Source organism: Rhodococcus sp. WY5 (genome assembly GCF_018588185.1).
GTDB classification, from domain to species: domain Bacteria; phylum Actinomycetota; class Actinomycetes; order Mycobacteriales; family Mycobacteriaceae; genus Rhodococcus_F; species Rhodococcus_F qingshengii.
Window position 1 is genome coordinate 198,212 of the sequence record NZ_JAAMPR010000004.1, and the last position, 20,505, is coordinate 218,716.

At 62.1% G+C, this 20,505-nt stretch carries 21 protein-coding genes; 7 read left to right on the forward strand and 14 right to left on the reverse strand.

Annotated elements, in window-relative coordinates:
• Positions 1-107: 107 nt before the first annotated feature.
• From G4D79_RS32735 to G4D79_RS32755, 5 genes are all read right to left on the reverse strand, one after another.
• Positions 108-5,456 (reverse strand): helicase-related protein, encoded by a 5,349-nt coding sequence (locus G4D79_RS32735; protein WP_238704760.1) that lies wholly within the window; start codon positions 5,454-5,456, stop codon positions 108-110.
• Complete coding sequence (locus tag G4D79_RS32740) at positions 5,357-5,884, reverse strand: hypothetical protein (protein ID WP_118604587.1); 528 nt, start codon at positions 5,882-5,884, stop codon at positions 5,357-5,359. The genes G4D79_RS32735 and G4D79_RS32740 overlap by 100 nt, the downstream gene beginning before the upstream one ends.
• Before the next feature lie 241 nt (positions 5,885-6,125).
• Positions 6,126-7,199, reverse strand: coding sequence for a hypothetical protein (locus tag G4D79_RS32745; RefSeq protein ID WP_147343779.1), 1,074 nt, complete (start codon positions 7,197-7,199; stop codon positions 6,126-6,128).
• A 156-nt stretch (positions 7,200-7,355) separates the two neighbouring features.
• Positions 7,356-7,556, reverse strand: coding sequence for a hypothetical protein (locus G4D79_RS32750; RefSeq protein WP_118604593.1), 201 nt, complete (start codon positions 7,554-7,556; stop codon positions 7,356-7,358).
• Positions 7,553-7,735, reverse strand: a complete 183-nt coding sequence (locus G4D79_RS32755; protein WP_118604596.1) for a hypothetical protein — start codon at positions 7,733-7,735, stop codon at positions 7,553-7,555. The genes G4D79_RS32750 and G4D79_RS32755 overlap by 4 nt, the downstream gene beginning before the upstream one ends.
• 325 nt (positions 7,736-8,060) lie before the next feature.
• Between G4D79_RS32755 and G4D79_RS32760 the strand changes: the two genes are divergently transcribed.
• From G4D79_RS32760 to G4D79_RS32770, 3 genes are all read left to right on the forward strand, one after another.
• On the forward strand, positions 8,061-8,354 hold the full coding sequence (locus G4D79_RS32760; protein ID WP_118604599.1) for a hypothetical protein: 294 nt from the start codon (positions 8,061-8,063) through the stop codon (positions 8,352-8,354).
• Positions 8,351-8,872, forward strand: a complete 522-nt coding sequence (locus G4D79_RS32765; RefSeq protein ID WP_118604602.1) for an MmpS family transport accessory protein — start codon at positions 8,351-8,353, stop codon at positions 8,870-8,872. The genes G4D79_RS32760 and G4D79_RS32765 overlap by 4 nt, the downstream gene beginning before the upstream one ends.
• Positions 8,873-8,997: 125 nt before the next feature.
• On the forward strand, positions 8,998-9,258 hold the full coding sequence (locus tag G4D79_RS32770) for a helix-turn-helix domain-containing protein (protein WP_118604605.1): 261 nt from the start codon (positions 8,998-9,000) through the stop codon (positions 9,256-9,258).
• A 138-nt stretch (positions 9,259-9,396) separates the two neighbouring features.
• Here G4D79_RS32770 and G4D79_RS32775 read toward each other — a convergent pair whose 3' ends face one another.
• From G4D79_RS32775 to G4D79_RS32815, 9 genes are all read right to left on the reverse strand, one after another.
• A complete protein-coding gene (locus G4D79_RS32775; RefSeq protein ID WP_176450593.1) occupies positions 9,397-9,564 on the reverse strand; it encodes a hypothetical protein in 168 nt (55 codons plus the stop codon).
• Positions 9,561-9,779, reverse strand: a complete 219-nt coding sequence (locus G4D79_RS32780) for a hypothetical protein (protein WP_118604608.1) — start codon at positions 9,777-9,779, stop codon at positions 9,561-9,563. Before G4D79_RS32780 ends, G4D79_RS32775 begins: the two co-directional genes overlap by 4 nt.
• The gene (locus tag G4D79_RS32785) at positions 9,776-9,994 is read right to left on the reverse strand and encodes a hypothetical protein (protein ID WP_118604612.1); all 219 of its coding nucleotides are present in this window, start codon (positions 9,992-9,994) and stop codon (positions 9,776-9,778) included. Before G4D79_RS32785 ends, G4D79_RS32780 begins: the two co-directional genes overlap by 4 nt.
• The gene (locus G4D79_RS32790) at positions 9,991-10,533 is read right to left on the reverse strand and encodes a DnaB-like helicase N-terminal domain-containing protein (RefSeq protein WP_238704758.1); all 543 of its coding nucleotides are present in this window, start codon (positions 10,531-10,533) and stop codon (positions 9,991-9,993) included. Before G4D79_RS32790 ends, G4D79_RS32785 begins: the two co-directional genes overlap by 4 nt.
• 39 nt (positions 10,534-10,572) lie before the next feature.
• Positions 10,573-10,884, reverse strand: a complete 312-nt coding sequence (locus tag G4D79_RS32795) for a hypothetical protein (protein ID WP_118604615.1) — start codon at positions 10,882-10,884, stop codon at positions 10,573-10,575.
• 121 nt (positions 10,885-11,005) lie between these two features.
• Positions 11,006-11,953 (reverse strand): recombinase family protein, encoded by a 948-nt coding sequence (locus G4D79_RS32800; RefSeq protein ID WP_118604618.1) that lies wholly within the window; start codon positions 11,951-11,953, stop codon positions 11,006-11,008.
• 129 nt (positions 11,954-12,082) lie between these two features.
• Positions 12,083-12,895: an AAA family ATPase gene (locus G4D79_RS32805; RefSeq protein WP_214514730.1), complete on the reverse strand. Its 813-nt coding sequence runs from the start codon at positions 12,893-12,895 to the stop codon at positions 12,083-12,085.
• Positions 12,895-14,280 (reverse strand): Mu transposase C-terminal domain-containing protein, encoded by a 1,386-nt coding sequence (locus tag G4D79_RS35365; RefSeq protein ID WP_214514731.1) that lies wholly within the window; start codon positions 14,278-14,280, stop codon positions 12,895-12,897. The genes G4D79_RS32805 and G4D79_RS35365 overlap by 1 nt, the downstream gene beginning before the upstream one ends.
• 7 nt (positions 14,281-14,287) lie before the next feature.
• Positions 14,288-14,884: a recombinase family protein gene (locus G4D79_RS32815; protein ID WP_214514732.1), complete on the reverse strand. Its 597-nt coding sequence runs from the start codon at positions 14,882-14,884 to the stop codon at positions 14,288-14,290.
• Positions 14,885-15,643: 759 nt separating this feature from the next.
• Between G4D79_RS32815 and G4D79_RS32820 the strand changes: the two genes are divergently transcribed.
• From G4D79_RS32820 to G4D79_RS32835, 4 genes are read left to right on the forward strand one after another with little or no spacing between them, the layout of a single operon-like run.
• Positions 15,644-16,522 (forward strand): MurR/RpiR family transcriptional regulator, encoded by an 879-nt coding sequence (locus tag G4D79_RS32820; protein ID WP_214514733.1) that lies wholly within the window; start codon positions 15,644-15,646, stop codon positions 16,520-16,522.
• Between the two features lie 27 nt (positions 16,523-16,549).
• A complete protein-coding gene (locus G4D79_RS32825) occupies positions 16,550-18,667 on the forward strand; it encodes a PQQ-binding-like beta-propeller repeat protein (protein WP_084603745.1) in 2,118 nt (705 codons plus the stop codon).
• On the forward strand, positions 18,664-19,533 hold the full coding sequence (locus G4D79_RS32830) for a carbohydrate ABC transporter permease (protein WP_045245719.1): 870 nt from the start codon (positions 18,664-18,666) through the stop codon (positions 19,531-19,533). Before G4D79_RS32825 ends, G4D79_RS32830 begins: the two co-directional genes overlap by 4 nt.
• A 50-nt stretch (positions 19,534-19,583) precedes the next feature.
• On the forward strand, positions 19,584-20,375 hold the full coding sequence (locus tag G4D79_RS32835) for a carbohydrate ABC transporter permease (RefSeq protein WP_228179087.1): 792 nt from the start codon (positions 19,584-19,586) through the stop codon (positions 20,373-20,375).
• Positions 20,376-20,505: the final 130 nt, after the last annotated feature.

The following is a 20,505-nucleotide window of genomic DNA, read 5'->3' on the forward strand; positions in this document are numbered from 1 at the left end:
AACCAACAGGCAACTATCCACAAAAAAATGAATCTGGCTCCATCCCGATGTCTCGGGTGGAGCCAGATCCATGTTCAGGGCGCGACTACGTGGTGCGCCCCTATCGCTCAGCGGTCACGGTTCACACCAGGAGACGGCCCGCCGCTTCGGTCCAGATGTGACGGACGTGAGCGCTCGACGGCACGCGAATCGCTCTGCGGGGTCGGCTCGGATTCCTCGCCTGCCTCTGGTTCCGGATCGCCACGAAGCTCGATGTCGATCGCGCGCTTGCGCACCTTGAGTGCGTCCAGCCGTTCCTCGTGCTCGAATTTCAACCCGAGTCTCGCCTCCGATCGTCCCTTCTCTCCGACTGCGGTCGCGAGTTCGCGTTCGGCATTGGCCAACCGGCGGTCCATTCCCTCGATCGCATTCTCGAGCTTCACTGCGATACCGACACCACCGTTGCGCAAGGTGCCCGCGTTGAACGTGACCGCATGACCGTCGATGTCTGGAAACACGATCGCGGCGTCAGCGCTGCGCCCGTTCGGCACATTGCGCGCGTACAACTCGAAGCCGCCCAGCCGTCCGATACGACCGCCGTCGATCTCTTTCCAATGCGATGATCTGTCTTCGATGAGCGCATACAACCGCGCGGCGATCGCGTCGCCGGCCTCGATTCGAGAATCGATTGTGCTCCCGTCGAGTTCGATCACGAACTTCTCACCCCGAGTCGATACCCGCTGTTCGATCGCGCTGGTGAACGTGGCGATGCTCTTTTCGAGTTCCGGAATCCGGTATTCGGATTCGCGGACACGCAACGCCAGCATGGACTGGCTGCGTTGATGAGATCTTCGCAAACGCTCCAGTTTCCCGACCTCGGCATCAACTTCCGCCTTTTCCAGCACCAGCGGATTGCCCGAAGCGATGGCCACCGCTTCGTTCGCGTTCATCGCCGCGTCTCCGATGTCGTCAATCTCGCGGACGTCGAGGCTGCCTCTCATGAACTGATTGATGAAAGTGGCTTTCCGTGATTGCGTCGACCACATCCGAGCATCGAATGTTCCTTCGGTGATGGCGATCCCGATCCTGATTTCAGCGTTCTGATTTCCCTGCCGGACGCCGCGCCCGTCTCGCTGTTCCAGATCGGCCGGCCGCCAGGGACAGTCGATGTGCATCAACGAGACAACCCGGTCCTGCACATTCGTCCCCACCCCCATCTTCGATGTCGACCCGACCAAGATCGCGATCTTCCCGGATTTCGCGTCAGCGAACATCGCCGCTTTGGCCTTGTCGGTCTTGGCGTCGTGGATGAACGCGATCTGCTCGCGCGGCACGCCTTTCGTAGTGAGCTCCGATGCCAGTTCGTCGTACACGTTCCACCCCTCCCCCGGCGTTCCCAGATCACAGAACACCAAATGCAACCCGCCCCGACGCGGATGCGGAGCGCCGTCCTTCCCGATGTAGACGTTGTCCTTGTTCTCCTCCCAATTGCGGTGTAACCACGTAGCCGCCGCACCGATCTTGTGTCCGGAGTCGGCCTGTGCCTCCTCCAACGCCGTCCCGGCGTCGGCGAACAAATCGTCACCGTCTTCAATTGCGGCTAGTTCCTGTGCGGTGTGGGCCTTGCGGGTGAGCAAGCGCAGATCCAGCGCCGCTGCGCGCCCTTCCGATGAAATTTTGAGCATGTTGTCCACGGTCGGCTCGACAAGTTTTTTGCGGACCGCATCCGCACGTTCACCGAGACTGATCACGAAATCACGCTGAGCCTGCGTCGCCGGGACGGAAATCAGTTCGGGAACTCGCTGCCCGTCGCCCCGCCTCGCGATGGCCGGTGTCGGAAGGTCGAGATCCTCCGCCGTCTTCACATCAGCGGCGACGTGAAACATCTTCAGCAACTCGGGCACGTTCCGGAAACCCGATACCCGTTCCTTGAGCGACCAGGAGTTGCCGTCCACCGACATCTCCAACTCCGCCTTCGTGGAAGCGAATGTTCCCGCCCACTGATCGAAATTCGTGATCCCGGCAGCTTCCATCAGATCGGGTCGCAGGTACCGCTGCATGACGTATGCCTCGGTGATCGAATTCGCGATCGGGGTCGCCGTTGCTCCGGTGACCGCTCTCCCGTTGTGCTTGTCCCGCAAGTACTCGATCTTCATGTGCAGATCTTGCGCACGCTGAGAACCGGCGATCGCGGCCGATTGAATGTTGGTGTCCGTGGACAGATTCTTGTAGTCGTGCAGCTCGTCGACGACGAGGTAGTCGATCCCGGTCTGCTCGAAGGTGATTCCCGGATCCACCGGACCCGACAATTTGCTCTTGAGCTTTTCCTCCGCTTTCAGAATCAGATCCTCGGTGCGTTTGATCGTTCGCCCCGCACCCCCGTTGCGTTTGAGTGCTGCCAAATACTCCCGCCTCGGCGCAATCTCCCTGTCGTGGTACCAGCGCGCGGTCTCATTGCTGACCACCAGCCGCGCGAAACTGCCACGCGTCATCACGATGGCATCCCAGTCGCCGGTCGTGGCACGGGCGACGAAAGCGCGCCGCTTGTCTCCGGCAAGATCGTCAGTGCCCGCAGCGAGAACACGCGCCTGCGGATACGCCTGCAGGAACTCACGCGAGAACTGATCGAGCATGTGATTCGGTACGACCATCGCCGGTTTGTTCACCAAACCGAGTCGACGTAACTCCATCACCCCCATCGCCATTTCGGCCGTCTTGCCCGCGCCCACAGCGTGGAACAACCCGACATTCGGCTCGGCCACCATCCGTGCGACGGCACTCAACTGATGCGGCCGCGGAGTGAAATCCTTGGTCAGTCCAGGCAAGGTCATGTGTTCGGTCGGATACGACCGCAACACGATCCCGTTGAACCGGCGGTTGTACTCGTCCGCCAATCGCTGAGCCCGTCGCGGGTTCTCCCACACCCACTCCGCGAACCTCTCGCCGAGCTGCGCGGCCTTCTCGTTGGCCGCATCCGTCTCAGTCGGGTTGAAGATCCGCGAGTTTCCGTCCTCGTCCGGGTCGTAGACACGGATCGCCTTCTGCCGTAGCCGGTACTCGGCAAGTTTCGGTGCCGGCACCCGCTCCGTGCCGAATTCCTCGGTGGAAAGGACACCACCGACACCGCCATTGACCCGCCACTCCGAACCGACACCCCGCGAGACCAGAATCGTGGTGTCACCAAGAACCTCCTGCAGGAAATTCTCCACATCGTCCGCTTCGATCCACGCCGCACCCAGTCGAGCATCGATCTCAGCCGGACCCAAGTCCTCAGGAATGACAGCCGACAGCGGCGCAATGTTTTCCGAGTAGGTATGCGGGTCGTCGACAAGCGCCGCCTCCGCTGCCGAGAGTTTTGCGCGCACATCACCGGACAGATACTCCGCTGCCGAAACAAGCGCACCGCCTTGCTCGGGATCCGCGAAGACCAGGCCGCGCAACTGCTCTCGCGCGCTTTGCTCCTCGACACCGAGCAGGTGCGCGACGACTTCGATATCGATACGGCCGTGGGTGTCCATGCAGATCGCCAACGCGTCCGCTGGAGTGTCGGCACCGAGGCGGGGTGTGCGTGGAGCAACGACACGTCTACTCATGATCGCCATCTTCGACGCCGTATCCGTCGTTGCGTCGTAATCCTCGAGTGCCATCACAGCCGGTTGGTGCGGATCCTCGCGGAACGTTCGCATCACCGGCGGCCGTCGCACCGACAACACCGGCTCGCCGGTGTCCGCGTCCAAGCGCCCGCTCGGATGCCATGAACATCTGTTGATCGGCCCGTACCGATCGACGTATGCGTCGTACCGTGCGTTCAACACCGAACGCAGATCACCGATCGACTCGTTGTCCTGCGCAGAGGCGGCCTCCGCTTCGAGCAACGCCACGGTCGCATCACGAATACCGAGAAGGCCCCGAAGTTCGCGCTGCTGACTCGACGGAACCGTCAGTGGTTCGTCCGTCCCGTACACCGTTCGGCGCCGGAACTCCCCATCCGGAGAGAGACTGATGTGCCCTGGGAAATGTGCTGGGCTACCCCCGACGACAGCGGCCACCCGCCGCTCATCCGCACTGATGCCGCGTGGCGCATGCACTACACCGGCACCCCGCGCTTGGGCCGCCACTTGAGCCAATGCGCCGCGCAGATCCGAAACTAGATCCCGATCACCGGCATTGACCTTCACCGTGTCGGAGGAATACATGCCGTGACCGACTTCCACCGTGCCGAGCACCATTTCCGGGTGACGTTCGAAGTACTCGTTCATCCGCACCGTGGCCACTTCCGGGACATCCCCGTCCAGCATGCCCGCCCGGGTCGCTGACTTCTCGAGCGTCCGCTCGAAATCCCCTCCCACCGGGACAGGTATGCCGTCGCGGCGACGCAGAATCAGCACGTCGGTCACAGCGTCGGTGCCGGCCGTTCTGCGGTGAGCGCCGGTCGGCAATCGGATCGCGCCCAAGAAATCTGCCCTGCCCGCGATCTCACGTCGCGCCGACGGGTTCTGCGCGTCCATCGTGAAGGCAGAGGTGATGACCGCGACCATTCCCCCTGGCTTGACCAGAGCCAACGACTTGAGAATGAAGTGGTTGTGCATCGAATGATTGCCCAGGTTGTGTACCGGATCATGCAACTTCGCCCCGGAGAACGGCACATTGCCGACTACCGCGTCGAACGTGCCTTCCGGCAGCGGTGTGTCCGCGAACGATTCCGTGCGGATCGTCGCCGCCGGGTACAGCTGCGCCGCGATGCGGGCGGTCGTCGGGTCCAACTCCACCCCCGTCATCCGCGCAGCTCGTGGAGCCAACCCGATGAACGTTCCCGACCCGCTACCCGGTTCGAGAACCTCTCCCCCGGTGAAACCCAAGTCCCCCAGGTGGTCCCAGATCGCCGCCACGATAGCGGGGTCGGTGTAGTGCGCGTTGAGGACCGTGCGCTGAGCGGCGAGCCAGGCCTGCTCTCCGATCAGCGCGCGCAGCTCGGCCGCGTCATCACGCAAGTCCTGGCGAGAATCGTCGAAGATCTGCGAAGCCGCACCCCACGACGACCAGCGCGAAAGTATCTGCTGCTCCTCTGCGGTCGCCGACTTACCGTGCTCCTCGATCCGGTGCAGAGTCCGGATCGCATCGAGATTTGCAGAGATGCGGGCGCGGATACCGCTCGGAACCGGCGGCATGTCCAGCGGCGGCCGCCAACTCGTCGCGTCACTGCGCCCGTCGACCCGATTCAGTCGGCCATCAGCTCCGACCTCTGTGTACGGGGTGAACCGAATCTCCTCGGAATCCTCGACATCGAGGTCCCCGGCGTAGAGCGCGTCAACCGCGTCCGCGGTAAGGCTCTGCTCGTCGGCGGCCCTCGCAGTCTGATCTCTCGGTACCTCCCGGGTCAGCCCTTCGGTCGGGCGGCGGCCTGAGCTGCGAAGATCGCCTGGAGCTGCGCCCTCTTCTCCTCCTCGCTGAGGTTCCCGTGATCGCTCTGCATCCAGCGCACCTCCTCGATCAGGTGCGGGAACCTGCGATCCCAATCGATCGCCTCCGCCGACTCCTCTTCCATCTCCAACCGGCGATCGACTTCGTTCGATTCCGCTGTCGCCGTCGCCAACTCCACGTCCCGCGCGTTGCTCACGTCGTCGCTCTGGGATGTCTCGGGTGGAATCGAATAGAGAATCTCCGTCAACGCCAGCTCCTGGGCCTGAGCCCGCACCGCGTTCAACCGCCCCACTCTCTGCAAATAGCTCTCCTCCGGGAGGCGTGAGGTTACTTCGAGTTGCGCGCTCACTGTTGCCACCTGCTCGGCTATCGCCTCTGCCAGCTCCGCGAAGTAACTCTCCGGATCCTCCAGCGTCGCGACCCGACTCGGCAGATAGTTCCGAAAGTAGGTCCGCACTTGCTCCAGATAGATCGGGGTACTCATTGTTCTTCCTCTCGGTCGTTGTCGACGGTCTTGGATCGGGGTCGGCCCACAAACTTTCCAGACTCAGCTGTCCCTCGGATTCGCGCGATTTGCGCGGCCTTCGTGCCACAGGCAACTCACCTCCATTTTGGGCAACCGAATCCGGTTACCTCTAATGGTTCTAGTGTTGCTTATGAAACGAGTGATGCGCCCCTTCCTTTGCTTCAAACAGACTTAGATCCCCGGATTTTTGCTTGTGACCTCAGTCACTTTCACGGTCGGCCGGTCGGGCCTCGAGAACGGCAATGTCCTTATCCATACCTCGGACCAGGGAGTCGATCGCTTCTCGGACCGCTTCCAGCTCTGCGCTCATCGAGTCAGTAGCCTCTGCGGCTTGTCGATGTTCGACAGTGCGATTTTTCAGGGCGACAATACGGTCCGCGTGCCCGGCCGCCGCTTCGAGTTGATCGAGGTAGCGCAGGCGGTCGTTCATCTCGTCGACCTTGGTGCGGTAGCGGTCGAGAGCGTTCGCGCGCGCTTTCAACGAGTCCCACACCGAGATCAAGTCGCGTTCGTGAGCGGCAAGTACGCCCAACAATGCAGAAGCGTCGCTGCCTTCCGGTATGTCCTCTTTCCTGGTGAGAGTCTTGCGCACGTTCCACAACTCCGCCGCGTCAGCGGACAAGGCTGCGACTTCTTCGGCAAGATTGATCCGGCGGCGATGACTGCTCAGATAGCCACTCGAAAAGGCCGGCGAAGTCTCGATGACATGGGCCGTTTGCGCTACGTGCAAGGCCAGTTTCAGCTCGGGTGGACTCGGCGTTCCCTGCGCGATACGCATCCGCCCGTGAGCGAGGGCGTCGCGACCAGCGGTTTTCATCGTTTGTCCACGGCGCACGGCTTTTGCTTTGCTGTCACACGCCCATGCGGCACTGGCCGACCCGATCGTTGCCACGAATAGCCATAACATCAGGTCCTGAAGCATCCACGGACCCACGGCAACAACCACCGTCGAAAGAAGCAAGACAAAGGACGACACAGCCATCACCCACCGCATCTGCTCGTACGAGCGGATGAGAGGACTGTCCGCCTCAGAGGTCGACCAGGAGGCGACGCCCGTAGTCGGGCCGACCGTGGCGTCGAACCACGTTTCCAGCGCCTGCGCAGTCCGTGAGTTGAAGTCGATACCAGTCGGCGTCGGAAGGGAATACAGCACGGGTGCGGAATCCCATTCCTCCGAACCGGTGAAGATCGGCTCCACCGGCGTCCGCGCCCCAGCCTCGAACACCTCCCAAGCCGTCCAGTCATCGTCGTCCCGGCCGCTGTTCGTACTCAATGTTTCCGCCTCTCACGACGTCAATTCGTCCTCGTCGAACAGATGACATCACATCTGTTCACCATCCCCCACGATCGAATCGTCCTGGTCGGCGGTGAGACCCGCCAGCTCGGCGAAAATGTCGAGTTGGCCGTCGATTCCAGGTGTCGACATCGCTCACAACCCTTCAAGGCGCAGCTGCAATACGCGCCACTGCCGCTCGGAGATCAGATCATCTCGGCGGCTGGAAAGAAGCGCGTTCCGAATCACCGCATATGCATGCTCTTCGAGCAGTCCGTCCTTGATTGCTGATCGATAGGCGCGCTCGACCGCATCCCCGGTCGTACTCTCACTGAAGAACATGCCGTCCTCGCTCACGCGGCCCGAACAGTGTGTAACAGATCCGCTCTCACATCGACGGCAGCCATCCCGCTGTACCACCGCCCATGCGCCACAAGAACGACCGCCGCGTACAGAACTCCTGCCGCGTCGGTTCGGTAGCGTCGAACCTCGTTGACGTATCCACTGTAGTCAGGATCAGTTGAAATCAATTGCATAACAGTACCTTTCGTGGAACCTTCTACTAACGTCACGACACTGAACCCTCCGGATACCTTCGAACCTCCCAAAGTCTCGTACAGTGTATCGACTGTATCTAATGTGTCTGGTTGTGTCCATCCCTCATTCAGGCGACATCACCGACCCCCCACGGACGTGGCCACCTGACTCACCCGACCAGGGGACAGCGCCGCTGCCTCGGCGATGAGCGCTTGGCTGAGCCCCGAGTCGCGAGCGATCTTCATCGCATCTACGAGTGATTACTAACAGCGGCACACAAATCCTGCCGACTACAGTGAGCAGCGAAAACAGGGAGGGAACTTGATGGTGAAACGACGACCACCGCGCATGATCGGATCCGTTCGCGTGTCGGCCTACCCAGGTCAGGGACGCAGGATGGTGGCCCAAGGCGCGGTCATCTGCCTCGTCGGGGTGGCTATCGGATTCGTCGGCATATGGATAGGTGCAGGCTCCGAAACTGCAGGCTTCCCATTCTTGGTGATCTCCGTTCTCGTCGGTGGAGTGGGCGTGTACCGCAACTACCGTGGCAATCGGTTTCTGGCGCTGGAGGATGCGATCGGCCCGAGCCTCTTCGAACCGGATGTGAAAGGGCGATGACGCAGCCACCGCAGCCTCCACCGCAGCAGCCCAACTGGCAGCCCCCGTACGGCCACCCCCAGCAGCCTGGCTACGTGCCGTACCCGCCTCAACCACTGCCGCCGCCGAAAAAGAAGGCGTGGCCGTGGATCCTGCTCGCGGTCGTGGTGGTGTTGGCATTCTTCGCGGGCTGTGCCGTTCGTGTGGGCACTGCGGTTTACAGCGTCGTCGACGAGCATGCGAAGCGAGAAATCGTGGTCACATACGAAGTGACGGGCGACGCCGCCGTCGCCCTGGTCACCTACACAGGCGACAATTCGACCACCGAGCAACTCGCCGCAGCGGCGCTTCCGTGGCGCAAGAACGTAACGCTCACCGGCCTGGTGAAGTATGCGTCGATCACAGCCACCAACTATCGGCCCGGCACAGGGACGCTCACCTGCAAGATCATCGCGGACGGCAAAATCCTGACCGAGAAAACGATCACCGGCGCCGGCGCGTCTGCCTCGTGCGAGCAGACGCACTTCGATACGAAATAGGCTCGAACACAGAAAGATGCACCGCCCATTGCGTGGCTGGTGCAACTTTTCTCGTGGCAGGTAGTGCAGCGTAGGCGAACCGAATGCCCCCGAAAAAGTAGTGACGACCCTTCAGGAGCCACCCAATGGAAACCGCACCTACCGCAAGGGATTTAGCGGTCGAATTGGGCAAGCGCATACGGATCGAACGTGTCGAACGCAGCATGGCGCAGCTCGAACTGGTGAAAAGAACTGGTCTCGCCGATTCGACCATCCGGCGAATCGAAAAGGGCACGCGGGACGCGTCCGCATCGCAGCTCCACACAATTGCCGGTGTCTTCGGGATGCCTTTGAGCCAACTCATCGCCCGCGCCGAGGATTCCCTCAAGCGTCAACGTGAGACCTAGATCGGTAATTGCAGGCCAGAAGATGGCGTCTCCGCCTTGGGCGACGACATCGGCCATCGTCGATCGGATCTTCTCCGAGAGCCTTTTGACTCACGATCCCCTGCATGTCGCTCATGCGCCTCGAAGGGTTTCGGCGGGTCAGAAGAGAGCCGTTTGCTCGGCCTGGGCGGCGGTGTCGGTGCGCCGCTCGTACCCGGCGGCGAGTGAGCGGGCCGCTGCCGGACTACATCCCATGTCGGTGCCGATGTCTTCCCAACTCGATCCGTGGTGGTGCAGTTGCCAGGCGTCGTGTTCGTCGTCGTTCATGGTCTCCCTTTCTCGTCGGTGGATGTGTTGAGTTCTCGGCGAAGGTGCAGGGCTACGACCAGGTGGTAGATCGCGAGTCCGAGGAGACTTGTTCCGGCGATCAGGGAAGCGGTTGTTTCGCCGGTGAGGAAGATGATGCCTACGGCGAGACTGATCACCGCGACGATGGTGTGCGCTTTCCAGCCCGGTCTGCTGGTGTCCTTCTCGGTTGTCATGGTCGGTCTCTCGTGGTGGCGGATGCCCGGAGCGCGGCAGCTCTGATGAAGCTGTACGCGGACACGGTGAGGGCGATGATGCCTGCGGTGATCACATGTTTGGTACCGATCGTGAAATCCAGGGCGGCCACGGCAAGTGCGGTGACGCCGAGGATGCTGTGCCGGATCACTCCAGGTTTGGCGTGTGCGTGGTCGCGCCGGTCTGAGTCGGTCATAGTTGGCCTTCTCGGATGGTGTTGAGCCGCTCGAAGGCGGTGCGGCGCTCGCGGCCGATGCTGAGCAGATGCTCGAACAGTTGATCGTCCGGAAGCTCGTCAGCAGCCTGCGCCAGTGATTGAGCGGCGTGGCGGAATCCTCGGCGGTACGCCTGGGTGAGCACTGCACCGACGTAGTGTTCGAGTTCGCCTGAGGGGATGCCGATGGTGGTGATGTCCGTCAACACTGTGGTGAGTTGTTTGCCGCGTTGTCCGCCTGCTCGGCCTGCCTGTTGCAGGGTGCTGAGAACGTAGGCCCCGTTGTGTGGTTTGCCTGCGGTCACGAGGTCCGCGATGACGGTGAAGAGTTCGGCGAGGATGGGTCGGTAGAAGTCGGCGCAGCTCAGAGCTGCGGTAGCGCTCGCGGCGCGATCGGCCGGCGCCCAGAGCAACGAGCACAACAACTGCGCTTCGACGTCCATGGCGATGCTGTAGTCGTCGATCTCGGCGTCGGGGCCTACAAGGTCGATCGCCTCGGGTACTACCTGTGGCTGCGTCACTGTTCCGCCTTCGTGGCCTGGTGGCCGGTATCAGCCATGTCAGAGTCGCGGTGTCGTCAACTGCTGATGACTGCGAATTCTGGCCAGGGCTGCGCGCAGACTGCGGGCTGCGTCGGTGAGATGGGTGGTGATGTCTTCGGTGGCGGCTTCCTCCGCGAGGAACGTTTCGACTGCATCCGATGCTGCGGGACCTGAGTACATGCCTCGGAGCGCTTCGCGGGCGTCACTGATCCCGGCGAGGGAATCGTCGATGGCGGCGAGCATGGCTCGTAGCCTCTTCTCTACGGCATCGTCATCTGCGGCAGGCTTGCGGTTCGTGATACCCGAGACGGAGTGCAGTGCGGCGCTCACGATGCGTCCTCCATCCGCTCGGCGGGTCGATCGACTGGCGGAGTGTCGGTATTCCAACCGTGCACTATTCGTTTACGCAGGTCCGCTTGGATTTTCACTGATGAATCCATATCGCCGCCTCTCATCGGTGGTCCGGGCACAGGAGGGTGGGCGTCAAATTCCACCCACTGGCAGTCAGCCACTGTTGAACAGGAACCGGGAGACCTTCGACTGTCGCGGCGTGTGCGAAGGTGTCGGCAAGAATTGGACCGTCACCGCATACGGTGCACGCGACGTCGAAAGCGGGTGGCTCAGGTTCGCAATGGCGACAGTGCGAACGGATGACGACCGCATTCGGATCGTCGACATCCGGATGGAGCCACGCAACAGCCAGGTCGCCGCGTTGATGAGCAGCTTCCGCTCGCGTACTCGGCTCGTAACCACACGTCGGGCAGGTGCGTGGCACTCGCATGGGCACAACAGAATTCACAGGAACGTCCCCGGGAGAATGCGCTGTGGAGGTCGAAGCTGACTTGTTCTTGTTGAGATGGCCATACACAGTTGTGCGGGGCACGTTCAACATCGCCGCAATCTGCGCGACCGTATTCTCTCCGGCGTCGTACAGCCGTTGAGCAAGTGCGATTTGATCGTCGGTGAGCTTCGATGGGCGGCCGCCTTTTCTGCCGCGCGCCCGCGCAGCGGCCAAGCCGTCCCGAGTGTTCGCCACAATCAGCTCACGCTGAAGTTCCGCGAGTACCGACAGCATCCCGAACATCGCCCGACCTTCGGCGGTGGCGGTATCGATTCCCTGCTCGAGGACTTTCAACCCGATCCCCCGCCCACGCAGATCGGCACCGAGCGTGATCAGATGCAAAACCGACCGGCCCAGCCTGTCGAGGCGGGTGATCACCAGCGTGTCACCGCCACGCATTCGCTGCAGAACAGCATCCAACTGTGGCCGTGACGCCTTCGCGCCGCCGGCGTGATCGACATGAATGTTCTCGACCTCGACGCCCGCCAACGCCAACGCGTCGACTTGGTGAGCTGGATTCTGATCTGTACTGGAGACTCGTGCGTAACCGAACAACATCTGTCGATAATACCCAGACTCAAGGTTTTTCGACATAGTTTTACGACACGAGTTTCAGACAAGCATGAGCTGGGCGTACGTTGTGGAGTTTGCCGCTCTTTGGCGGTTTTCTTTGATCGCTCCGTGTCGTTAGTTGCCGATGACGAGGATGCTGGCCGCAGCCTCAATGACGTCGTCCGTGATGGTGTCGAGCTGGTTGATCTTCAATACCCGGTTGATCTGAGGGAAAAGTCGCTCGAGAAGGCGGAAATTGCCGCGGGTGATGCGCTCGATGGCGGCAATCGCTTGCGCGTCGGTGAAGTCTTCCGGGTCGAGAGTCTTGCCGAGTCGTTTCCAGTGGCGATCGAGGACGAAGAGGAGTTCGTCGCGTCCGAGAGCGCGGTAATGGTGTGAGAATCCGAGGCGGCTGTAGAGCTGCGGGTAGTGGCGGAATCGCTCGTCGATGCCCGGCATGCCGATCAAGATCATCGCGAGGTGGGTGCGATCGTGCTGGTCGCGGAGCAGCTCGAGGGCGGTGGGGGTGAGCCGTTCCGCTTCGTCAACGATGAGGAGTTCCACAAGGCGGGTGACATCGTTCTGCCTGACCCTTTCCGACTCCGGCATGAGGGAGCGGAGGTGCTCGTCGGCGCAAATCCCAACTTTCACCTGCCAATGATCGATGTCGTGCATAAGGTCTTTAGGGCGGCAGAGCACTTCCGGTGTGTAGAAGACGGTGCGGGATCGGTTCGCGAGGGCGTAATGCTTCGCATCGTGATCACCCCTGGGACCCCATTCGTTGATGTAGGGCTCGAGCGCTTCCCAGTTCGCGTACCGACGGGCGGAGTTCGTCTTCCCGACGCCGGCAGCGCCGTGACAGATGCCGATGGTCTTTTCTTTCCGCACGGCGTTGGCGAACTCGGTGAAGCGTCGGTGTTCTTTGGTGACGATGAATGCCTGGTTCATCACTCGTCCTCTTCGTAGGTGCGCAGCTTCGGCCGCCGCTTTGTCGGTTCAGGGGCGCGAGGTTCCTCGCGGGTGGCAACGGTCGGGATGCGATCGTTGATCGCGCGGCGCAGTTGCTTGCGGCGGGCGCGACGAGCGGTTTCGATGTCGCGGAGACTGAGACGCAGGTTGGGGTGGGCCTCGTCGATTGCGGTGCAGATAAAATTGTCCCGGTCGTACACGCGGATCTCGGAGATGTCGCGGGGGTCGTACCGGATCGTGATGGTGTGCCCCACAAACGGAGCGAGCGTTGGGGCCAGGTAGCGCTGGCCTTGGAAGTGGATGCCGTCACGTTGCACCACTCGGTTCTTCGGAACAGTAAGGAGCAGTCCGTCGAGTTCTTGAAGACTGTCGGGCATTCGCGGCAGCCAACCGTCAGCGACCCAGGCGTCACGCGGTGAGATCCCCAACTCGCGATGGGTCCGGTCGTTATAGGTGCCGATGAATTCGCCGATCGCACGGTCGAGCCCGGCAAGGTCGAGGACGGGAGTTGGTGCCCGGCTACCCGGCCCGAGGTGGCCGGGGAGCGCGCTCACGAGTTCCGTGTTGACGGTGCCGAAGAACCGCTCGATCTTGCCGCGACCCTGTGGCCTGCCGACGGTCGAGTGGATGATCCTGATGTGCAGAGCTATAGCTGTTCGTTCGAGGTGGTGGCTGATGAAGTCGGAGCCGTGGTCGACGTGCAGGATGTCGGGGATGCCGCACATTGCCCATGTCGGGTCGGTTTTCCGCCAGATCGCCTGCCGGAGGGCGAGGGCGGTGTTAATAGCTGACGGGGCTCCGCTGAACACCATGTATCCGCAGATCGCACGGGAGTAGTCGTCCATCACGGTCGTCAGCCACGGTCGGTCAGGTTTTCCGTCAGCGCCGACGATGAGGATGTCGAGTTCAGTGTGGTCGGACTGCCACGTCTGGTTGGGGTGTTCCGCGCGGCGCCGGAAGACGAGCTCGTGCTTGTCTCGGTACGAGACTGGCCCCTCCAGCGCCAAAGTGACAAGTGCCGGATCGAGGGCCTGGACGATTTGCCTCACTGTCGCATAGCTCGGCGGCGGCAGCTCACGCGCCTGAGCATCGGTGATGGCGAGACGATGCAGCGTGGCGAGACTCGGGCGCGGCCGACTGAGCGCCAGTCGTTCGATGAACGCGACCGTCTCTGCTGAGGTTCGTCGGGCACCTTTGTCTATACGCGCATGAGCGTCAAGTGATGCGATGCCGCCTGCGCGGTAGAGCTGGTGCCAGCGCTGCAGAGTTCGAGCGGAGATCCCGGTTTCCCGGGCAAGGACCGCGAGCGGAATCTGGTCTTCGACATGCAGCCGAAGAACACGCCACCGCTCGGCCGCGTCCACAAGTCACCTACACAGTGGAGCTTTCGCGGGCCGCTAAGGCCTGCTGATGCCGGTACAAAGTGGCACGACTCCACCCGACGAGCTTTGCCGCATCCTCCGCGGTCCGGCCCTTCGCCCGGGCCTCGGTTACGAGCTTGAGTTTGTCGGCTACGACCGCGGGATCGGACAAGGGCCTACCAAACTTGGTGCCGCTATTTCGGGCGGCGGTGATTCCTGCGTTCACACGCTCGGTGATCAGCTCGCGTTCGTACTCGGCCAAGGTGGCGAGCATGTTCAGCATCAGCCGGCCCGACGTTGTCGACGGGTCGATCCCGTCCGAGATGCTCTTCACTTGGATGTCCTGCTCTCGGAGCAGCTTCACCGTGTTGAGTACATCGATGAGGGACCGGCCGAGGCGATCGACCCTCCACACCACGACGGTGTCTCCGGGCTGGGCGTACTCGAGCAGCTTCTTTATCCCAGGACGTGAAATAGCGGTCCGACTGCCCGAGGTGACGTCAGCAAAAATGTCCCGCTCCTGCACGCCCGACTTGACCAGGGCGTCGACCTGCAACTTCGCGTCTTGGCTTCTTGTGCTGACCCGCGTATACCCGAGATATCTCACCCGGCCATTCTGCCTCAGAAACTGCTAGAAGTGGCGCGTGAAAGACATTTCACGGTAAGACATCTTTCCAAGACAAATGGCGCCCCGGAAATCCGCCACCTCCTACAGAGGCGCGCAAGAGGTAACTCGTGTCTCGAAAAGCTTTAGATTCCCGAGGCAGAGTGTCGGCCGGAAAAGTCGCCTTGCGCTTAGCGTGGCTGAAGGCGACCAATTTCGACGCTGAGTCAGGGTTCGCATCACGGAAGTTGTGCACCCTGACATTTAGGGCTTCCACACGTACGCCCATACGGTCAGACGCGCGGAGATCGCTACGATCACGGCGACGTCGGTAAGGGCCAGCCAGATATCGCTCGCGAACTTGCCGTCGTGATCATGCGACCGACCGCGCTGACTTTGACGAAACCGCTCAACCAACTGTGCAGCGTGTCGATCAGCACAAAGGTGTTTAGAAGGAACGTCAGCTGGAAGAGGATCAAGAATGAAATGCCCTGGGCGCTCGGTTCCGGGGTCTCGGTGTGTTGGGCGTGGCTGCGTTTTCGGAGCCCAGGACGGCTGCCTGGCCCCTCGGTACGGTGATCTTCACGGCCGGGTGACCAAAGATTTTGAATGTTCCTGCGCGACTACTGGCAACTCTGCGTTGGGATGATCAGAGGGGTGTCTCTGGAGTTTCTTTCCATGAACAGCGAGTATCTGGAAAGTTCATCCGCCGTTTGATTGGGTGTCACTGACCGGTCACGCGCGATTCTTAGCGTGAGCACCATGAATAGACAGCCTGAGACAGTGTCGAGGCTCTGGCGCTCTGATGAGCAGCCGATCCTCGAGCAGATCCGTCGCGATTCGGCTGCGTTTTCGCCATCCGAGGCGCAGATCGCGCGAGTGGTGCGTGCTGACCCTCATTCGGTTATGACCTATTCGGTGACCGAACTGGCTCAGGTCTCTAGCACGTCCGTCGGCTCGGTAGTGCGGTTCTGCCAGCGCTTCGGCCTGCACGGATTTCAGGAATTCAAGCTGCTTCTCTCCCGCGAGACCGTCCTTCCCCAGCGCCCGGCCGCGACACACGACGACGATCCGGTTACCGCGACCGTGTTGGGGACCTTGCGCGAGAATAGTGCTGCGCTTGAGGATGCTGCGGCGCATCTTGACCCGAGCACAGTCGTAGCTATTGTCACTGCGCTGGTGAAGGCACGTCGCGTGCGCTTCGCCGCGGTGGGCACTTCGGCCCCGCTCGCTTCAGACGCTGCCTACCGTTTCACGACACTTGGGCTCGACGCCGCGTTCACCCCTGACTTCATTGCCCAAGAGGTGATCGCCCGCGGCCTTGATGAGCGCGACGTCTGTTTCGTGATCAGCCACACGGGGTCAACGACGTCGACGCTGGACGTCGCCCGCACGGCCGTCAGGTCAAAGGCGGTCGTTGTCGGAATCACCAGCTTCCTCAGCTCACCGTTGGCTGAGTTCGCTGACCTCTTGCTCGTCGCGGGTAGCTCGGAGACACGCTATCGGGTCGAGGCCATGACTAGTCGAATCGTCCACCTGTCACTGATCGACGCCATTTACAGCGTCCTGGCTATGCAGCTCGAAGGCGCGCCCGAAGCGCGCGCCGCATCCGAGGCAGTCGTTAACTCTCACCGCATCTAACGGCCGAGAGACGCAGAGAGGGAAATTATGCAAGGCACCGTACTAAGTGATGCAGGCTCACCGATGCCAGGAGTCGTCGTCAGCGACGGCTTACGGGTCACTCGCACCGACGAGGATGGGCGATTTCGGATTGACCAGGTCCGCGGACCCGTGTTCATTACCCGGCCGGCTGGATGGCGGGTCGACCGATGGTACGTCGGCGCAAGCGCGATCGACCCGGTATTCACCCTCAGCCCAGCTCCGGTGCAGCTGCCCGTCCGTTTTGCACATCTCACAGACACCCACCTCGGCACGGGAGCCGGCTATCCCCAACCGGCCGAAATCGGGACCGGCGAACGCCTGTCGCAGGCCTTCCGCGAGATCGCCGCGGCTCATCCGGGACTCGAGGCCTTCGTCGTCACGGGAGACCTGACCGACCGTGGTCTGCCCGAAGAATTCGCAGCTTTCGTCGCTGCGACCGCAACGACCGAGTTGGCTGTCTACGCGATCCCGGGAAACCACGACCATCTCGTTCCGGATCCGACGGATCTGGTTAGCCGCAACGGCTATGCCATCCATTCCGGGGAGCCCAGGCATTACGAAGACTACCTGGGGCCCAGGTGGTATTCGTTTGATCTACCTGGCCTCCACGTCGTTGCCGTGGACTGGTTCACGCATGAACTCGGTCTAGACCACGAGACCCAGGACACCTGGCTACGCGCCGACCTTGAGATGCTCGCGACCGGGACTCCGTGGATCATGCTCTGTCACGACCAGCCGTGGCGCTCCATTCTCGACGGGCTGCCCAGTGCCCCGATCGCGACGTTCTCCGGCCACCGGCACACCTCCCGGGTCGTCGCGAGCGGCCCCACGCTGCACGTGAACACCCCTCCGGCCATGTTCGGCGGTGTAGACAACTCTCCGGCCACATATCGCATCGTTGTGTGGGACGGCGAGCGGATCACCACAGGGTCACACCAAACCTATCCTCCACAATCCGACACCCGTTCAGGTTGGGCCCGCACCACACAGGCACTCTGGAGCACATCGACCCCGGCGATTGGACAGCGCACACCTTTCATCGTTGCTGACGGTCGGGTGCTCGTACCGCTCGCGCTCGATGATGAGGCCCGCGGCGCGCTGGCCGCATACGACGCCTGCTCGGGAAAGCCCCTGTGGCAGGCCAGTCTTGACGCTCCGCTGCGTAGCGCGCCCGCGGGTGCCGGGACCGCGGCTATCATCAGCTCGACTGTGTCTGGAACGACGTGGGCGCACGACCCGAGCACGGGTGAGATGTTGTGGCAGCGGCCGACATCGGACCCGCTTCGGCGCTTTGGCTTCTACCCACCGACACTCGTCGACGGACTCGTTTTGGTTGGCGACCAGGCTGCACTCCGAGCCCTCGACCAGAGCACAGGCGAGATCGTGTGGGAGCGATCGGACATCGCCGCGTATCAGATCTTCATCACCCTCAGCGCCCCGGTAGTCGACCGATCGGGAGCGAACGGCAGCCTGACGACGGTGCTCTGGGCGGGGTTTCCCGAGCCGAGCACGCCCGTACGACTTGACCCGAAAACGGGCGAGACGATCGCGAACTCTAACGAGGTGGTGGCTGAAGGCTTGTTCGATGTCTTGACGAGCGGCGCCGGCCTGCCGATACGCACCCCCAGCGTTGACCCTGCAACGGGCGACCTGATCGCCACTGGACTGACGAATGTCTTCCGGCGTTCGGCGTCCGGTTCCGCAATACGCTGGTCGTACCCGACCTCAGTGCCGTGGAACCCTGTCGGGGTCAATCTCGGCAGCCACGGCGTGTTAGTCGTCGACGCCGGCGGCGCTGTCGCGATGCTCGACCCCGTCTCGGGCGAGCAGCTTTGGCGCACGGAAATTGCGGCCGACTCCGACGAGTGCTTCCTGACCTACCGGCGCAGTCCTCATCCGCTCTTCGCCCAGGCGACCACGGTGGGCGACCGGCTGCTGATCCCGGCGCTCGACGGTGACATCGTCACGCTAGACGCGCGCACGGGTGACGAGCTGGGCCGCTTCGCCACCGGAGTTCCGATCCTGGCTCCGCTGGTCGTGCACGACGGCACGGCCGTCGCGCTGCATCGTGACGGTCTTCTCGCGGCCTACCCGCTCGCCACGCTCGCGGGGGAACGCTTGTGAGGGGCATACGAATCGGCGGCTGGGCGCTTGCCCTGCCAGCGCTGATCCTGATCGGGCTCTTTCTGCTACTGCCCGGCGTTCTTGCGCTCGTGGGAAGCCTGTTCCAAATCGACCTCGGCGACCGAACTGTGTGGCGCTGGGCTGGGCTGCAGAACTACACGGCTCTCTTCTCCGACCCCGCGGTTGTCGAGTCGATCTGGAATACCGTGCTGTATTCAGCGATGACGATCATCCCGAGCCTGGTCCTCGGACTGGGCCTGGCCCTTCTGGTTGCCTCGTTTCGGCGGGCCAGGCCACTTCTTCAGGTGCTCCTATTCCTGCCCTTCGCCACCAACATGGTCGCGATGGCCGTGGTGTTCCGCTGGATTTTCGCTAACCGTGGCGGTTTTGTAAACGAGGCACTTGCGCTGGTCGGCCTAGCCCCGATCAACTTTCTTGGTGACTCCAGGTACGCGTTGATCACCGTGGCACTGGTTGGAATCTGGCGGCTGACGTCGTTTGTCATGATTTTCTATTTGGCAGGCTTGACGAGCATCCCGACGGCGCTCTACGAGGCATCCGCCGCCGATGGCCTCGGCCCGTGGTCGACGTTTCGTCGCGTAACACTGCCCCTGCTTCGACCGACGACCGTGTTTGCAACAGTCATGGCCGTTCTGCAGGCGGTGCAGGTGTTCGACACAGTCAACGTCCTCACCGGCGGGGGACCGCTCGGGGCTACGGAAACCATCCTGACCATGACCTGGCGACTCGGCTTTGTCTACTTCGACCTCGGTCAAGCGGCTGCAGTGTCAACACTGCTACTGGTCGTTCTCGTGCTCATTGGCGTGCTTCGCCGTCGAGCCTTCCTCGGAGACAAGGAACTCTAATGCGCACCACACACCGCACCCGACGTTTGATAGGCAGGAGCATTCAGATTGTGGCGGTCACCGTATTCGCCGCGATCTCGGTATTTCCCGTCGTCTGGATGTTTCGCATGTCGGTCTCTCCTGCCGACGAGGCCGTGCTCGATGGCTTGCAGCTGCTTCCCGAATCCCTAGACCTCGGCAACTTCACCCGCGCTTGGGACCAAGCGAACCTGGGCCAAGCCATGCTCAACGGCGCACTCGTCACCCTTGGCATCCTGGCCGCACAGCTCGTGACGGTCATACCCGCGGCATACGCCTTTGCCAAGCTGCGCTTCCGTGGCCGCGATGCTGCCTTCGCGATCGTGCTCGCGTGCCTCCTGATCCCCACCCAGGCCATCGCGCTTCCGCTCTATCTCGGAATCGGCTCGGTGGGGCTCGCAAACACCTTCGCCGCCCTCGTCCTGCCCTTCACAACGAGCGCCATCGGGATCTTCATGCTCAGGCAATACATGGTCACGATCCCCGACGCACTGCTCGAGGCCGCGAAGGCCGACGGCCTCGGCGTGTTCTCCACCCTGCTGCGTGTCGTCGTCCCGACGTCGATGCCATCGATCGCGGCCTTCTCGGTGCTGTCGATTTTTACGCACTGGAACGACTATCTGTGGCCCTTGTTGGTAGCGCGCGACAGCTCGCTCTACACACCTCCTCTCGCACTATCAGTGTTCCAACAGGCCGAGACAGGCACCTCCTACGGCGAACTTGCCGCGGCAGCCCTGCTCGTGACCCTGCCGATAGTGGTGCTGTTCATCGTGGCCCAACGCAAGTTCGTCAGCGGCATAGCCGGCGGCGAACTCCCGGGCTGACGTCCAACGCCTCGCAAATACCTCCCGTTATCCACCTCCTCACCACCTCTTCATTCCTCCGCACAGATTGTGAGTATCCCCATGCCCGTACCCAGAAGAGCTCTCGCCTTTGGCGCTGGCCTCATTGCCT

Excerpts from the sequence above, each read along its gene's own strand:
- G4D79_RS32740 (WP_118604587.1), bottom strand. The coding sequence starts at position 5,884 with ATGAGTACCCCGATCTATCTGGAGCAAGTGCGGACCTACTTTCGGAAC.
- G4D79_RS32805 (WP_214514730.1), bottom strand. The coding sequence starts at position 12,895 with ATGAACCAGGCATTCATCGTCACCAAAGAACACCGACGCTTCACCGAG.
- G4D79_RS32775 (WP_176450593.1), bottom strand. The coding sequence starts at position 9,564 with ATGAACGACGACGAACACGACGCCTGGCAACTGCACCACCACGGATCG.
- G4D79_RS32800 (WP_118604618.1), bottom strand. The coding sequence starts at position 11,953 with ATGTTGTTCGGTTACGCACGAGTCTCCAGTACAGATCAGAATCCAGCT.
- G4D79_RS32785 (WP_118604612.1), bottom strand. The coding sequence starts at position 9,994 with ATGACCGACTCAGACCGGCGCGACCACGCACACGCCAAACCTGGAGTG.
- G4D79_RS32765 (WP_118604602.1), top strand. The coding sequence starts at position 8,351 with ATGACGCAGCCACCGCAGCCTCCACCGCAGCAGCCCAACTGGCAGCCC.
- G4D79_RS32825 (WP_084603745.1), top strand. The coding sequence starts at position 16,550 with ATGCAAGGCACCGTACTAAGTGATGCAGGCTCACCGATGCCAGGAGTC.
- G4D79_RS32770 (WP_118604605.1), top strand. The coding sequence starts at position 8,998 with ATGGAAACCGCACCTACCGCAAGGGATTTAGCGGTCGAATTGGGCAAG.
- G4D79_RS32820 (WP_214514733.1), top strand. The coding sequence starts at position 15,644 with ATGAATAGACAGCCTGAGACAGTGTCGAGGCTCTGGCGCTCTGATGAG.
- G4D79_RS32755 (WP_118604596.1), bottom strand. The coding sequence starts at position 7,735 with ATGCAATTGATTTCAACTGATCCTGACTACAGTGGATACGTCAACGAG.
- G4D79_RS32760 (WP_118604599.1), top strand. The coding sequence starts at position 8,061 with ATGGTGAAACGACGACCACCGCGCATGATCGGATCCGTTCGCGTGTCG.
- G4D79_RS32780 (WP_118604608.1), bottom strand. The coding sequence starts at position 9,779 with ATGACAACCGAGAAGGACACCAGCAGACCGGGCTGGAAAGCGCACACC.